A 14,864-nucleotide genomic window follows, 5' to 3' on the forward strand; every position below is an offset into this window, starting at 1 on the left:
CTGGCCGAGGCTTCCACGTGACTTCACGCCGCCGTGAAGTGCAGGTCATCGGGCAGCAGATTGGGGTTATGAAACGGATCGTGCATCAGATAGTGCGGGTGCTTCAGGTACAAGCGCCGCTTCTCCTTCTCGAGCCGAACGCGCTTTTGCTCGCTCGCCTGATCCAGTCCGCGGCTCAGCGACTCGTGGTGCAGCAGTTGCACTGCCGGGCACACGACGTTGTAAAGGCCGTGCTCGAGCAGACCGAAACAAAGGTCAACATCGTTGTACGCGAGGGGAAACGTTTCATCGAAACCGCCGATCGCCTCGAACTTGCTTCGCTCGACCATGAGACAGGCGCCCGTTACCGCAATCCAGTTATATTCAATAAGATTACGCACGAAGTAACACGGATCGTTTGCGTCCTTCAGAAGAAACGCGTGGTTCGGTCCTTCCGAAAGATTGACCACTCCGCTATGTTGAATCTGCCGCGTCTCGGGATAAAGCAGCTTCGCCCCCACCGCGCCTATATGCTTCAACTGAGCATAGCCGGCCATGTCGGCAAGCCATGTGGGCGACAAGACTTCGGTGTCGTCATTGAGGAACAGAAGAATGCTGCCCTTGGCTTCACGAGCGCCAATGTTGTTAATCTCGGAGTAGTTGAACGGCGCATCGTGACGGATCACGCGCACTTTCTCCACAGCCTGCAGTGACTCAAGATAAGCGACGGTCTGCGTTTCCTTTGAGCCATTGTCGAGCAGAACCACTTCGTAATTCGGATAAATTGAGAGCTTGAAAATGGTGTCAAGGCAACGGCGCAGTACGGTACCATTGTCCCGGCTCGGGATGATGATCGAGATGAGCGGCTTGCCCTGCAGGTCGTACTTCACCCGAAAATAGCCGGGCAACTGCTCAACGGGAACCACGGTTCCGGACAGACCACGGCGCTCCAGCGCCGACACGCGTGCGCGACGCGCGGCGTCTATCGCATATGGCTTCGCATTTAGATCTGACGCGACGGAAGCCGGAATGACTCGCCAGTGATACAACACCTTCGGCACATGTGAGATGCGCTTTGCCTTTTCGACCACGCGCAACACGAAATCCCAGTCCTGACTTCCGTCGAATTCAGAGCGCAGACCACCGACCTCCTCGAGCAGCGAACGCTTCACGCAAGACACGTGGCACGTGTACATCGTACTCATCATCGTGTCGGGCGACCAATCTGGCTTGAAGAACGGTTGCGCGAAACGGCCGTCCGGCATGATTTTGTCTTCGTCGCTGTAAACGTAATCGGGCTGATCGGTCGCGATGCATTGCGCGAGCTCGAAAAGACAGTCGTCCGTCAGTTCGTCGTCGTGATCGAGGAATACGATGTAGTCGCCCATGGCGCGGTCGATGGCCTCGTTCGTGGCGCCGGATATGCCCTTGTTTTTTTCAAGCAGCACCGTCTTAATGCGGGCGTCTCTCAAGGTCGCCAGCAGCTCTCGAACCGAATCTTGCGGACTTTTGTCGTCGACAAGAATCAACTCCCAATGCGGATACCACTGCGACAGAACAGAGCCGATCATACGTCGAAACAATTCATCAGGCGTGTTGTAGAGTGGTACGACAATCGAGAAACTCGGCCGCACTCTGAGCGCTTCGATCTTCGGGTCGAGATGGTCCGGACGACGCGGCGGGATATATACGTAGCTTGATGGCGGCGTCGGAACTAGCGCGTAATTACCCTTTCCAAGCGTATCGGCGGCAACGCCCGACGCGCCAGACGATTTCGTCGCCGGACGATAATCTATGTACGTGCGCCGACCGGTGCCGCTGGTTGACGCCGACGCCGCGACGCTCTGTGCCTGCGACGTCGGGAAGATTGCCGCCCCGCCGTCGCGTGCACGCAGGAAACGAAGCCTCGCGGGCATCTTGTGCGGCGTGAGCGCCCAATAGAGAGCTTTGGCGCCTTTACGCATCTGTTGACGCGCGGACAGCGGAATGAGCGAGCCGACCGACCTCACCACGCCAAGGGCGCGCCAAGTCGTGCTCGACTTGATGTGCGAAAGCTCGTTTCTCGTGCGGGCTAGCTCAGCATTGACCGAACCTAAATCACCGTTGCGCGCGGCGAGATCGCCGCGCAACCCACTGACAAGTTCGCTCGTCTGAATTAGTTCGGCTTTCAGTGTGGTGGCGACGGCCGCCGCTTGCAGATGCTCATTCTCTAGCCGACCGAGCCGCGCTTCGAGTAGAAGCCGATTGTCCTCCATCTGTCCCCGATGCTCAGCGAATTGGCGGTATTCGTCCCGAAAGCGCTCATGCTCTTCTTGCCGGGCATGCTCCGACTCTTGATAAAGTCGGTCGACCTCCGCAAACTGCGCCTGTACCGCACCCAACTGTTCGCGTAAATGAGCGGCGGAGGCTTCTTTTGCTCCCATGCTGGCATGGGCTTGTTCCAGAAGAAACTGGGTCGATATCGCCCCTCCAAGACGCGAATAAGCGTTGCGGATTGCCGCGCGTGCGTCTCCTTGAGCCTCGAAAAGCGGACGCAGGCCGGCAGGCACTGCCGCGCACGGGCAAAGAACGCCGAGCCCGTGGCCATGGACGAACTCGAACGCCGGATGCTTCTCCTGCAGTTCATCCCAGAGACGCCAGACGCCGAAATCGCGCTCCCGGACGTTGATGTCGTGGAAGAGAACGACGGCCCGCTCGGACAGCTTGGGCAACCAGCTCGTGTAATCCTCGAGCACGTCGTCGTAGCCGTGTCGCCCGTCGATGTGCAGGAGATCGATTTCGCCGTCTGCGAAGTGGACGAGCGCCTCGTCGAAACGCGCGCGAATCATCCTGGAGAACCCAGAGTAGTAGCGACCTTGCAAGCCGCCAAGATGCTGGAAGATGTGCTCGCCGTAGAAGCCGGCGTGATCGTCGCCCTCCCAGGTGTCAATTGCAAATACGGAGGTCGGCAGATGCAATCGGTCAATTGCCTGGCAGAACGCGAGGAAGGAAAACCCGGCATGCGTTCCAAGTTCGACTAGCATGCTCGGACGCACGGCCTCCATTAGCCAAAACGCGAAAGGAGCGTGTTGATGCCAGGCCGAATCGACTATATGCAGCGGCGTCCAGAAAGACGCCGGCGTAAGACATGGAACCGTCTTGCCGGCACGGACATCATCTGCCTGCGATGGCGCTACGACTTCTTGCTCAAACATTGTGATAGTCCGAAAATGGAACGCATCATGCGTTAAATCTTTATTCGGCGACCGTTGCCGCATTGATCCGCTCGACGGACTTGATTCGACCGTGTTCCAGCGTGAGCAGCACGTTGCAAAGATCATTGATGATATTGGCATTGTGCGATGCCAGGACGAGAATGCTTGCGCGTCCGACGAATTCCTTCATTCGCTCTTCCGCTTTCTTGACGAATGATGCGTCGCCCACGCTCAGCCATTCGTCCATCAGCAACACATCCGCATGAATGCTTGTCACGATGGAAAACGCGAGGCGCAAGACCATCCCGCTCGAGTATGTGCGAACCGGCATGTTGAGATAGTCGCCCAACTCCGAGAACTCGGCGATCGACGGAGTCAGACGCGCCATTTCCGCTTTCGATCCGCCAAGAATCAGACCTCGCAGCACGATGTTCTCGTAACCGGTGGCCTCGTAGTCCAGCCCGAGGGTGACGTCGAGCAGGCTCGTCACGCGCCCCTCAGAGACATAGGTGCCTAGCGTCGGCTCATAGATGCCCGCAAGCATGCGCAAGAGAGTCGTCTTGCCCGCGCCGTTGTGCCCGACGAGACCAACGCGGTCGCCTGGACGAATCTCGAGCGTGATGTCTCGCAGCGCCTCCACGACCGTGATGTTCCGGCTGTCCGATGCGATTCGGCCACCCGTCGCGGCAGAAAGAACCATCTGCTTTAATGAGCGGTTCCCAGCTCCATAAACGGGCAGATGCAGAGAACAATTTTCGAGTGAAAGGTACGCCATGGCTCAAATCCAGAACGGAATACGCGGTCGGAACCGAATGTAGAGTGGTGTAGCGACGACATAGAGAACCAGCGTCGTCACGATCACGCCAATGTAAATCGACACATCTGGCAACGGACCGAACAACGGACCACGAATCACTTGCACGAACATGTACAAAGGATTGAATTCGGCAAGATATGCCCGCTGACCCAGCGCCTCGGGTTTCCAGAAAATGGGCGTGAGGAAAAAGGCCAACTGGACCACGCTACCGACAATCGGTTGCATGTCGCGAAAACGAGCACAAAAGATTCCCAGAATGATCGTGAGCGGAAACGCTGCCGCTACGATAAGGAAAAGTCCGGGTATGACCATCAGCCACGACCAACTCGGCCAGATGCGGCCATAAATCATCACAGGAATATACGCGAGGATGTTGTGGGCGAAAAAAATCAGATTCCGGTAGATCGAGCGAAAAATGTAAAGCGTCAAAGGAAGCCGAACTGCTCGCACCATGCTGTCGGCGCCTGTGAAGGCAATGCAGCCATCGGTGATAAGCGAGGAAATCAGTCCCCACGTGATGATGCCCAACGCCAGATAGGGAACGAATTCTTCCATGCTGATCTTGAGTAGCGAGCCGTAGAGCGGCCCCATCCCGGCGATGGTGATGATCATCGTCAGCGTGATCCAGAACGGCCCTAGAACAGAGCGGCGGTAGCGTTGTCTTATGTCTTGCCAGGCGAGCGCGGACCATACCGGGAAAGCTTGAATTCCTTCTAAGACGTCTCGGCGCGCCAACGCGGCCTTGGTACGTTTTGCATTGACTTTAGAAACTTGCATTCGGCAACAAACCTTGTTATCTCGTGAAAATGAGGCAGAGGCAAGACTCGGCGCAACGCGTGGCTAGACTTGCGCGGACTGCGGAAGCCAAGGCTCGGATGACCGCGTCAGGATGATTCGATGACGATGCACGCAAGCCTGAGTGGCGCGCACGCTGCGGTCACAGTGTCGACGATCCTGACAACCTGAAGCGGCTATTGTACTGACGCCCCGACCAAGTTCCAACGCGCGCCAGAGGCAAGTGGCCAGGCCCGGCATGTCCGGTTGCCCGGCGGGGTTCCGCTATACTCCCGTTCATTCAAGGCCCTGCCAGACTAAACAACGGTTGTCGGCGGCCATCGGTGTGTATCGCGCTTCTCGTGCGACTTGACTCCTGCACCCACGCCAGCCGCCAACGTGCTCGGCAATATGCTCCGGTCATTCGGGCCCATGTTCACACCGTACATCAATCGTGATCGATGCATAGAGGCCGGCAAATCGTGGCGCTTCAATCGCTGCATAGACGTTTTCCTCGTTGAACTCATGACCAAATTCGACAACTTCACTTCCTCGAGCCATCGGCATTCAACGAACAACGACGCTGTCAGCCACAAAGCAGACGAAGCTCTTCCTGATGTCCCTAATGGCCCAGCGAGCCGCTTGGTCCGAACGCTTCGAAGCATTCGAAGCGCCATCAAGAGTCGCGGGGGCATCGGCGCGACCTTCTCTTACTGCCGGGGCATCGTACGTCGCGAAGGTTTAGCCGGGTTGCACGCTCGGCTGCTTCGCGTCACAGCCGATCAAACGCTCGATGAGCTCTATGTCGAATGGATCTCCCGGTACGACACCGTCGACGACCCCGCACGGGATGCGATTCGCAAGGCAGTCGAAGAGCTTCCCGCAAAGCCATTGTTATCGCTCGTCGTGCCGACGTATCAGACGCCTGAACGCTACTTGCGCGAGATGGTCGACTCAGTTCGCGCCCAGTTGTATCCGCACTGGCAACTGTGCATCGCCGACGATGCATCGTCCGATCCGTCGGTACGCCGCGTACTCGAAGAATACGCGGCCCTCGACTCGCGCATCAATTTCGTCGTCCGTTCGGCAAATGGCCACATTTCCGAGGCAAGCAACAGCGCGCTCGCACTTGCAAAGGGTGACTTCGTCGGCCTGCTCGACCACGACGACACCCTGCCCGAACATGCGCTTTACGTCGTTGCCCGTTACATCGGGAAACATCCCCACGCAAGGCTCTTCTATAGCGATGAAGACAAGCTACTGCCCGATGGAACGCGTTCAACTCCCTACTTCAAGTGCGACTGGAATCCGGAACTGATCCTCGGGCAAAACATGTTCTCCCACTTCGGCGTCTACGAGACCGCGCTATTGCACGAGGTAGGAGGGTTCCGCAAAGGCTTCGAAGGCAGTCAGGATCATGATCTGATCCTTCGCTGCATCGAACGCGCCGGTCACGAGTCCGTGGTCCACATTCCGCATGTGCTATATCACTGGCGCGTGATTGCGGGAAGCACGGCGACGAGCATCGATGAAAAACCTTACGCGCTTCAGGCCTCCATCAAGGCCGTTTCACAGCATCTGCACCGGCTGGGTATTGATGCCACAGTCGCTCCCGCGTTTGCCGGCACCCACATGCTTCGCGTGAAATACCCCAGACCGACCGAGCCGCCGCTCGTTTCGATCATCATTCCCACGCGCGATGGCGTGAAGCTCTTACGCCAATGCGTCAACAGTCTGTTCGCGAAGACGACTTACCCCGCGTTCGAGATTCTCATCGTTGACAACGACAGTGTCGAGCCCGAGACGCACGCCTATTTCACAAAGCTCGTACGGTGTGACAACGTGCGAATCATCCGCGACGAGCGCCCCTTCAACTTCTCCGCGTTAAATAACGTGGCGGCCCGGCAGGCGCGGGGAAACTACCTCTGCCTGTTAAACAACGACATCGAAGTCATCTCGCCCGATTGGCTGGACGAAATGATGAGCCATGCAGTCCGGCCCGAAAACGGCGCGGTCGGAGCAGCGCTCTGGTATCCCGACGAGACGCTCCAGCACGGCGGCGTACTCGTCGGCGTGGCAGACCTTGCGGGCCACATGCACCATCGCTTGTGGCGCGGCAACGCTGGCTATTTCGGACGCGGCGCGCTCGCTCAGAACGTCACCGCTGTCACGGCGGCGTGCCTCGTCGTCAGGAAGTCGCTGTTCGAAGCCGTCGGCGGGTTCAACGAAGAGCTCGCTGTCGCCTTCAACGATGTCGACTTCTGTCTTCGCCTCCGCCGAACAGGCTATCGAAATGTCTATACGCCCTTCGCCCAGCTCTACCATCATGAATCGGCAACGCGCGGAACCGATCTGCATGCTGAAGCGCGCGTACGTTTCGAACATGAAATCAATCTGATGAAGCGCATTTGGAACGACGACCTGCTGGTCGATCCTTTCTACAACCCTAATCTTGCAAGTTGCGACAGCCCGCTGTTCACGCCAGCCTTTCCGCCTCGCATCGGACAGTTCGATTAACCGTGCCTGTACGGTCCTAGACGCCCTCTCAAACCGTCCCACATCCCACGCAACGACATCACAAGATGAGTTCTGCGTGGTTTCATAAACAACCCGTAAATTAGTAGCCTCCCGGGCAGCTTAACCACTTCTGTGCTCTTCCATGTCCAAGGCACGTAACCGCGAAGGAGCAGCGCAATTACGTTTCGAAACAGATAGTAGTGCCGCAAGGGGTTATGCGAAGGATAAGGGCGCCCGAAAACGCTGATGGGCTCGCCTCCCAACGAATGCTTGAGATGTATCCAAGGCACTCCAACCACGCGATAACCGCGCTTACGCGCTCTCACACACCATTCGAGGTCAACGAAATCGATGAAAAGCGCGTCGTCCATTGGACCTATTTCGTCCCAACAAGCTAGGTTGACGCACGACCCTGAACTGATAAGAAAATCCGCATCGATGACCGCGTTTCCCGATGCCGGAATACGCTCAAGCTTCCATGCAGCAAAGCGCACGAACGGCGTCACGCCGCCCAGCCGTTCGTCGTAGTAAGCAGGTCCCGTTACCGCTACGCGCTCACCACGACCCAGCATGTCGTGCATGACTTGCGGCAAGGCTGCACAAAGTTTCTCGGAAGGCTCGCTGTCTTGGTCGAACAGCAGCACCGAACTGAATCCGCTTGCCTTCAACCTCTGCACACCGAGGTTAAGCGCTGTCGCGATGCCCAGATTCTTTCCATTTGCGATGTATTCGATCTCGTCGGCGAGTCCGGGCCGCCGTGCCGGATCCGAGTCCTCGGTGTTGTCGACGATCACGCAATGCACCATCGATGAAAGTCTGTTGGCACGGTCGATACAGCCGCTATCAGGCTGATAGAAGACGACAACCGCCCCCGCCCTTATTGGCACGCTTCCGCTCAACGCGCAGTCATGCAAAGCTGAAGAGCCTCACGCCAGTCAGGAGCGCGTAAGCCAAACGTCGCTATTAGTTTTTCGTTGGACATGCAAGAGTTGGCGGGACGCGCCGCGGGCGTGGGATAGGCCGAAGCGGGGATAGGTTTTACCGCCGGCATTTTTGCAAGCCCCGATAAATCGAAGATTTCCTGCGCAAACCCGTGCCACGACGTCGAGCCGGAAGCGGTGAGATGATAAGCACCGGAATTCTTGGGCCACCATTTCCGAGGCCCAGTCACCGACTGCGCCAGCACATTCGCCGTCAGCGCCGCGATAGTCTTGGACCAAGTCGGCGCGCCAATCTGATCCGCCACCACGCTCAACTCATCCCGCTCTGCGCCGAGCTTTAACATCGTTAGCAGAAAATTTTTGCCACGCGTGCCATACACCCAACTAGTGCGGAAGATCAGATGGTCGCAACCCGAAGCCACAATGGCCTGCTCACCAGCCAACTTGCTCCTGCCGTAGACATTTTGTGGATTCACCGCATCGTCTTCAACATAAGCGCCGTCTTTCGTACCGTCGAAGACGTAGTCCGTCGAGTAATGAACAAGCGCCGCGCCAAGGCGCTTTGCTTCTTCCGCAAGCACGCCGGGCGCCTCGCCGTTAATGCGCATCGCAGCGCCGACGTCGGACTCGGCTTTGTCGACCGCCGTGTAGGCCGCCGGATTCACGATCAACGACGGCTTTACATCGCGCACGACGCGACGGACCTGGCCGAGGTCGCTGAGATCGAGGCCCGCGCGGTCCAGCGCGACCACCTTTCCCAGCCCCTGAAGGCCGCGCGCCAACTCAAAACCAACCTGACCGTTCACACCGGTCAAAAGAATCGTCCGTTGATCGGCGCTCACGCAAACACCTCGGCTTCGCTCAAACCCTTCCCCGCCGCGTCCTTCGCCGCCAACAACGGCTCAAAGTCAATCGGCCACTCGATACCAATCTCCGGATCATTCCAGACGATGCTTCTCTCGTGCGCCTGATACCAATAATCCGTAGTCTTATAAAGGAACTGCGCCGTCTCCGACAACACGACAAAGCCATGCGCGAACCCCGGCGGCACCCACAACTGCCGATGATTCTCTTCCGACAGATTCACGCCCACCCACTTGCCGAAGTTCGGCGAACTCTTGCGAATGTCCACCGCGACATCGAACACTTCGCCTTCTACCACGCGCACGAGTTTGCCTTGCGGGTGCTGAATCTGATAATGCAAGCCCCGCAGCACGCCCTTTGCCGAACGCGAATGATTGTCCTGCACGAACTCGACGCCCGCTTCGACTTGTTCCGCGAACTCACGGCCATTGAAGCTTTCGTAGAAGAAGCCACGTGCATCGCCGAATACCTTCGGTTCGATGATCTTGACTTCGGGCAGCGCCGTAGCAGTTACTTGGATGGCCATGCGACTTGGTCCTTCGGAAGATTGAGCAGATATTGACCGTAAGCGTTTTTCGAGAGCGGCTTGGCAAGCGCCAGCAACTGCTCTTCGCCAATCCATTCCTTGCGATATGCGATCTCTTCAGGACAAGCCACCACGAGTCCCTGCCGCTTTTGCAGCGTCGCGATGAACGTGGCAGCTTCGATCAGTGAATCGTGCGTGCCGGTGTCGAGCCACGCATAGCCACGTCCCATGATCTCGACATCGAGTTTTTTGTCCGCGAGATAACGTGAATTTACGTCTGTGATTTCGTACTCGCCACGCGGCGACGGCTTGATGTCGGCTGCAATATCGCACACCTTGTTGTCGTAGAAATAAAGACCCGTCACCGCGTAGTTCGAACGCGGCTTCGCGGGCTTTTCCTCGATCGACAGCGCGCGGAACTTCTGGTCGAACTCAACCACGCCATAACGCTCGGGATCATGCACGTGATAGGCAAACACAGTCGCGCCCTCGGTGCGCGCGTCCGCGCTTTCGAGCTGCTTCGCGAGATCGTGACCGTAGAAAATGTTGTCGCCGAGAATAAGCGCGGACGGATCGTTGCCAACAAAGTCACGGCCGATGACGAACGCCTGCGCGAGGCCATCCGGCGACGGTTGCACCGCGTACTGGATATTCATGCCCCACTGACTGCCGTCGCCGAGCATCGACTCGAAACGCGGCGTATCTTGCGGCGTCGAGATCACGAGCACGTCACGAATGCCTGCGATCATGAGCGTGGACAGCGGATAGTAGATCATCGGCTTGTCGTACACGGGCAGGAGCTGCTTCGACACCGCATGCGTAATCGGATAAAGCCGCGTGCCGGAGCCGCCGGCGAGAATGATGCCCTTGCGCGCCATTGTCAGTTCCTCACGCGCGCTGCGCGTAGTTCGTCTCGACCCACTTCCGATACTCACCGGAAGCCACTTCGTCAGCCCACGCCTGATTGTCCAGATACCACTGAACCGTCTTCTCGAGCCCCGTTTCGAACGTCTCCGCAGGCTTCCAGCCGAGCTCGCGCTCGAGCTTGCGCGCGTCGATAGCGTAGCGGCGGTCATGGCCCGGACGATCCTTCACATACGTGATCTGATCGCGATACGAACCGCTCGCCTTAGGCTTCAACTTGTCGAGCAAATCGCACAGCGTATGCACGACTTCGAGGTTCTTTTTCTCGTTCCAGCCGCCGACGTTATACGTCTCGCCAAGCGCACCGCGCGCCAGCACTTCGCGAATAGCCGAACAATGGTCGCCCACGTAGAGCCAGTCGCGCACGTTCTGACCATCGCCATAAACGGGCAGCGGCTTGCCGCCGAGCGCATTCGCGATCATCAACGGGATCAGCTTTTCCGGGAATTGGTATGGGCCGTAGTTGTTCGAGCAGTTGGTCGTGACAACCGGCAAGCCGTATGTGTGATGATATGCGCGCACCAGATGATCCGAGCCGGCCTTCGTAGCCGAGTATGGGCTGTTCGGTGCGTACGGCGTGGTCTCGGAGAACTGTGGATCAGTTGCGGACAGCGAGCCGAACACTTCGTCGGTCGAAACATGCAGGAAGCGGAAGGCTTGCTTCTCGGCTTCAGGCAGCGCGCTCCAGTACTGGCGCGTGGCTTCGAGCAGAACGAACGTACCGACCACATTGGTCTGAACAAAATCTGCCGGGCCGTGGATGGAGCGGTCTACGTGACTCTCGGCGGCAAAGTGCAGAATAGCGCGGGGCTTGTGCTTCGCGAGCAGTTCGTCCATGGCCGCGCGGTCGCAAATGTCGGCACGCGCAAACACATGACGGGCGTCGCCCTTGAGCGACTGAAGCGTTCCGAGATTCCCCGCATACGTCAGCTTATCGACGTTCAAAACGGGTTCGTCAGAGCCATTTAGCCAATCCAACACAAAGTTGGCGCCGATAAAACCAGCACCGCCCGTCACGAGAATCATAGAAGCCCTCTTCACTGCTCACAGTTTGCTCGACTGAAAGCGCGCTCGAATATGGAAAAAATTGCGCATTTCACGCAATGTGCGCCTTCCAGCGAAACATTGACCGATTGTCACCAATCTTGATTCGCCGGATGCCCCACTTTGGTAAGCCGTCAATTATAAGGCCACCAAGTGCAAAAACTACACGGCTAACAACTTGATACAGCTAGCGATTATCGATTACAAGCCAATCCCGCCGCGTCGTCACGCACGTAGTAGAAGGTTCGCGGAATGCTTAATGAAGCGGCAGCCAAGTCGTATTCGCCTGTTTCATAATGCTCGGTACCCGACGCCGCGCGTCCACCGTCTCACCTTTTCAATCGATGACCGACGTCACCAACGCCACCGTAATTCACGCTAGCTCCGCCCCGCTCGTCTTCGGCGACCTGCAAGGTTGCTGCGATCCCTACCATCGACTGCTTAAAAAAGCCGCGCCCGATGCCGATATGCCTCTCTGGTTCGCAGGCGACCTCATCAATCGCGGACCGAAGTCGCTGGAAACGCTGCGCGAGATCATCGCGCTCGGTTCGCGCGCCACCGTCGTCCTCGGCAATCACGACCTGAATCTGCTGTCGGTCGCGGCTGGCCTGCGCAAGCCGAAGAAAGGCGACACGCTCGACGACATCCTCAACGCACCCGACGTGGCTGACCTGATCGAATGGGTACGCCACAAGCCCGTCGCGCACTTCGAGGACGGCGCGCTCATGGTTCACGCCGGCGTGCTGCCGCAATGGGACGCGACGATGACGCTCGAACTCGCGCACGAACTCGAAAAAGCGTTGCGCGCGCCCGACTGGAAAGCGACGCTCGCCACGCTGTATGGCAACGAGCCGCATCGATGGGATGAGTCGCTCACCGGCGCCGACCGCCTGCGCGTGACTTATAACGCACTGACACGCATCCGTTTCTGCACCGCCGACGGCGCGATGGAATTCTCCAACAATGGCGGCCCGGATGCCGCGCCGCCCGGCTATCTGCCGTGGTTCGACGTGCCCGGCCGCAAGACGCAGGACGTGACGGTGGTGTTCGGACACTGGGCCGCGCTCGGTCTGATGGTCCGCAACGACGTGCTGTGTCTCGATTCAGGCTGCGTCTGGGGCAACAAGCTCTCAGCGGTGCGGCTGACCAAAGACCCGGCTCAGCGCGTGATCACGCAGGTGAGTTGCGCGATGAAGCCGAAACAGCGTTGAGCGATTCAGGGAGCGGCATGGGATCAGCCGCCGTCGCCGCGCCGCCACGCATGGTGTCGAGCGCGGCGAGAATCGCGGCCTGGGCTTCACTCGCAAGCAGACGGCGGTCAGCGCCCGGCGCGAGCGGATTGCACACATAGAGATGCGCCGTGAGCGGCGTCGCGTTCAGAAGCGCGTCGAGGGAGTCGCTCAGCGTCATGTCGCCGATATACGCCGGCGCGAGCGACTGCTTGCCGTGCGCATCCTCGTACATGATGCACACCGGCTGCACCGGACACGATGCCGATACCGCCGCCTGGAACATGTTCGCGTGGAACGGCAGGAGCGCCTGACCATCGCTGGTGGTGCCTTCGGGGAACACGCACATCATCTCGCCCGCGAGCAGGCGGTTCGAGAGTTCATGCATGATGCGCTTCGCGTCGCTACGCTTCTCGCGCTGTACGAACACCGTGCCCAACTGATGCGCGAGCCATCCAACAACCGGCCAGTTGCGAATCTCCGCCTTCGAGACGAACGGCGTCGGCCGCCATGCATTGATGACGTAAATGTCCATCCACGAAACGTGATTGCCGACCACCAGCACGCCGCGATCGAGCCGCGCTTCGTCGTTATGCACGACGAGTTTCATGCCGGACAGACGCAGCATCTCAAGCGACCACGCGCGATTCATCGCGCTCCGCTCATCCACCGATGCGCGAGGAAAACGCCGCGCCACGACCCACATGCCATACAGCAGATGGACCAGAAGCCGCAGCTTGCGTAATGCCTGGTTCATGCGCGACTCGTGCGCTTAACGGCTTTCGTAAGCCAGATGACCGCCAACGATCGTCGCGCGCACACGCGCCGGCAACTCGTAGCCGAGGAACGGCGAGTTGTGGCCCTGGCTCTTGAGCTTCTTCGGATCGACGCGCCACTCGGCGGCGGCATCGAACACGCACAGGTCGGCGAGCGCGCCCACGGTAATGCGTCCGGCCGGCAGCTTCAGCACGTCGGCGGGCGCGGACGTGATGCGCGCCAGCGCCTTCGCGAGCGGCAAGTTGGCTTCGTGCGCCCACTTCACCGTCAGCGAGAGCAGCAGTTCGAGGCCGGTCGCGCCCGGCGTGGCTTCGGCGAAAGGCAGGAGCTTTTCGTCGTCGTCGAGCGGCGTGTGATCGGAACAGATCGCGTCGACGGTGCCGTCCGCGAGACCCGCGCGTATTGCTTCGCGGTCGCGTTGCTGACGCAGCGGCGGATCGAGGCGGAACTGGGAATCGAAGTAGCCGATATCCACGTCCGTCAGATGCACATGGTTGATCGTGACATCGCACGAGACCGCGATACCTTCGGCCTTCGCCGCGCGCACGAGCGCGACGCCCGCCGCCGACGACAGATGCGACAGATGCACGCGCGCGCCCGTCACGCGCATGAGTTCGAAGATGGTATGCAGCGCGATGGTCTCCGCCGACACTGGCACGCCCGACAGCCCGAGCCGCGACGCCACCGCGCCGCTTGCCGCCACGCCGCCCTTCGCCATGAACGCGTCTTGCGGACGCAGCCACACGGTATAGCCGTAAGTGGTCGCGTATTGCAACGCGCGCAGCATCGTGCGCGTATCGACGATAGGGTTATCCGCCTGCGAAAAGCCGATGCAACCCGCCTCGGTCAACTCGACCATCTCGGTAATCGCCTCGCCCTTCAAGCCGACAGTCAGCGCGCCCAGCGGATAGACATGCGCCTGATGCAGCTTCTGCGCGCGAAACTTGAGCATTTCGACGAGGCCGGGTTCGTCGAGCGTGGGATCGGTATCGGGCGGACAGACGAGGCTCGTCACGCCGCCCGCCATCGCCGCGGCCATTTCGGATTCGAGCGTTGCCTTGTGTTCGAAGCCCGGTTCGCGCAGACGCGCCGCGAGATCGACGAAACCCGGCGCGATATGCAACCCGTTGGCCGCGATGACCTTGGCCGCGTGAAAGTCGGCCGGCGCGTCGCCAATCGAAACGATGCGGCCCGCCGCGATGAACACGTCCTTGCGCGCTTCCGTGCCCGCAATCGGGTCGATGATCGTGCCGCCTTGAATCTGGATCTTCATGTCGC

At 59.1% G+C, this 14,864-nt stretch carries 12 protein-coding genes; 2 read left to right on the forward strand and 10 right to left on the reverse strand.

From position 1 onward, the window contains the following. Positions 1 to 23: 23 nt before the first annotated feature. The 3 genes from P9250_RS29370 to P9250_RS29380 are packed head-to-tail and all read right to left on the reverse strand — an operon-like array spanning position 24 to position 4,767. Positions 24 to 3,173: a glycosyltransferase gene (locus tag P9250_RS29370; RefSeq protein WP_310396595.1), complete on the reverse strand. Its 3,150-nt coding sequence runs from the start codon at positions 3,171 to 3,173 to the stop codon at positions 24 to 26. 40 nt (positions 3,174 to 3,213) lie between these two features. Continuing rightward, positions 3,214 to 3,948: an ABC transporter ATP-binding protein gene (locus P9250_RS29375; protein ID WP_310396597.1), complete on the reverse strand. Its 735-nt coding sequence runs from the start codon at positions 3,946 to 3,948 to the stop codon at positions 3,214 to 3,216. Positions 3,949 to 3,951: 3 nt separating this feature from the next. Beyond that, a complete protein-coding gene (locus P9250_RS29380; protein WP_310396599.1) occupies positions 3,952 to 4,767 on the reverse strand; it encodes an ABC transporter permease in 816 nt (271 codons plus the stop codon). Between the two features lie 429 nt (positions 4,768 to 5,196). On the opposite strand from P9250_RS29380, the gene P9250_RS29385 reads away from it, so the two are divergent. Then, complete coding sequence (locus P9250_RS29385; RefSeq protein ID WP_310396602.1) at positions 5,197 to 7,281, forward strand: glycosyltransferase family 2 protein; 2,085 nt, start codon at positions 5,197 to 5,199, stop codon at positions 7,279 to 7,281. Here P9250_RS29385 and P9250_RS29390 read toward each other — a convergent pair. The 5 genes from P9250_RS29390 to rfbB all read right to left on the reverse strand — a co-directional run bounded on the left by P9250_RS29390 (position 7,278) and on the right by rfbB (position 11,562). After that, complete coding sequence (locus P9250_RS29390) at positions 7,278 to 8,075, reverse strand: glycosyltransferase family 2 protein (RefSeq protein WP_409014959.1); 798 nt, start codon at positions 8,073 to 8,075, stop codon at positions 7,278 to 7,280. The two genes, P9250_RS29385 and P9250_RS29390, sit on opposite strands and share 4 nt — an antisense overlap. Before the next feature lie 101 nt (positions 8,076 to 8,176). Beyond that, positions 8,177 to 9,064, reverse strand: a complete 888-nt coding sequence (gene rfbD, locus P9250_RS29395) for a dTDP-4-dehydrorhamnose reductase (protein WP_310396606.1) — start codon at positions 9,062 to 9,064, stop codon at positions 8,177 to 8,179. Beyond that, the gene (rfbC, locus tag P9250_RS29400) at positions 9,061 to 9,612 is read right to left on the reverse strand and encodes a dTDP-4-dehydrorhamnose 3,5-epimerase (protein WP_244826094.1); all 552 of its coding nucleotides are present in this window, start codon (positions 9,610 to 9,612) and stop codon (positions 9,061 to 9,063) included. The genes rfbD and rfbC overlap by 4 nt, the downstream gene beginning before the upstream one ends. Next, positions 9,597 to 10,490 carry a glucose-1-phosphate thymidylyltransferase RfbA gene (rfbA, locus tag P9250_RS29405; RefSeq protein ID WP_250465465.1) on the reverse strand — a complete coding sequence of 298 codons (894 nt, stop codon included), beginning with the start codon at positions 10,488 to 10,490 and terminating at the stop codon, positions 9,597 to 9,599. The genes rfbC and rfbA overlap by 16 nt, the downstream gene beginning before the upstream one ends. 10 nt (positions 10,491 to 10,500) lie before the next feature. Next, positions 10,501 to 11,562, reverse strand: a complete 1,062-nt coding sequence (gene rfbB, locus P9250_RS29410) for a dTDP-glucose 4,6-dehydratase (protein WP_250465467.1) — start codon at positions 11,560 to 11,562, stop codon at positions 10,501 to 10,503. A gap of 362 nt (positions 11,563 to 11,924) precedes the next feature. On the opposite strand from rfbB, the gene P9250_RS29415 reads away from it, so the two are divergent. Further along, entirely contained in the window at positions 11,925 to 12,791 is an 867-nt protein-coding gene (locus P9250_RS29415; RefSeq protein ID WP_310396610.1) for a symmetrical bis(5'-nucleosyl)-tetraphosphatase, read from the forward strand. Here the strand turns inward: P9250_RS29415 and P9250_RS29420 are convergent. Together P9250_RS29420 and P9250_RS29425 are read right to left on the reverse strand one after the other, a co-directional pair. After that, complete coding sequence (locus tag P9250_RS29420; protein WP_310396612.1) at positions 12,751 to 13,566, reverse strand: lysophospholipid acyltransferase family protein; 816 nt, start codon at positions 13,564 to 13,566, stop codon at positions 12,751 to 12,753. The genes P9250_RS29415 and P9250_RS29420 overlap by 41 nt on opposite strands. 15 nt (positions 13,567 to 13,581) lie before the next feature. Continuing rightward, positions 13,582 to 14,859, reverse strand: a complete 1,278-nt coding sequence (locus tag P9250_RS29425) for a dihydroorotase (protein ID WP_310396613.1) — start codon at positions 14,857 to 14,859, stop codon at positions 13,582 to 13,584. Positions 14,860 to 14,864: the final 5 nt, after the last annotated feature.

It is taken from the genome of Caballeronia sp. LP006 (genome assembly GCF_031450995.1).
Lineage (GTDB): Bacteria > Pseudomonadota > Gammaproteobacteria > Burkholderiales > Burkholderiaceae > Caballeronia.

What these genes read in the sequence shown, in the direction of transcription:
- P9250_RS29370 (WP_310396595.1), bottom strand. Translation starts at nt 3,173, where the DNA reads ATGTTTGAGCAAGAAGTCGTAGCGCCATCGCAGGCAGATGATGTCCGT.
- P9250_RS29375 (WP_310396597.1), bottom strand. Translation starts at nt 3,948, where the DNA reads ATGGCGTACCTTTCACTCGAAAATTGTTCTCTGCATCTGCCCGTTTAT.
- P9250_RS29380 (WP_310396599.1), bottom strand. Translation starts at nt 4,767, where the DNA reads ATGCAAGTTTCTAAAGTCAATGCAAAACGTACCAAGGCCGCGTTGGCG.
- P9250_RS29385 (WP_310396602.1), top strand. Translation starts at nt 5,197, where the DNA reads ATGTTCACACCGTACATCAATCGTGATCGATGCATAGAGGCCGGCAAA.
- rfbC (WP_244826094.1), bottom strand. Translation starts at nt 9,612, where the DNA reads ATGGCCATCCAAGTAACTGCTACGGCGCTGCCCGAAGTCAAGATCATC.
- rfbA (WP_250465465.1), bottom strand. Translation starts at nt 10,490, where the DNA reads ATGGCGCGCAAGGGCATCATTCTCGCCGGCGGCTCCGGCACGCGGCTT.
- rfbB (WP_250465467.1), bottom strand. Translation starts at nt 11,562, where the DNA reads ATGATTCTCGTGACGGGCGGTGCTGGTTTTATCGGCGCCAACTTTGTG.
- P9250_RS29415 (WP_310396610.1), top strand. Translation starts at nt 11,925, where the DNA reads ATGACCGACGTCACCAACGCCACCGTAATTCACGCTAGCTCCGCCCCG.
- P9250_RS29420 (WP_310396612.1), bottom strand. Translation starts at nt 13,566, where the DNA reads ATGAACCAGGCATTACGCAAGCTGCGGCTTCTGGTCCATCTGCTGTAT.
- P9250_RS29425 (WP_310396613.1), bottom strand. Translation starts at nt 14,859, where the DNA reads ATGAAGATCCAGATTCAAGGCGGCACGATCATCGACCCGATTGCGGGC.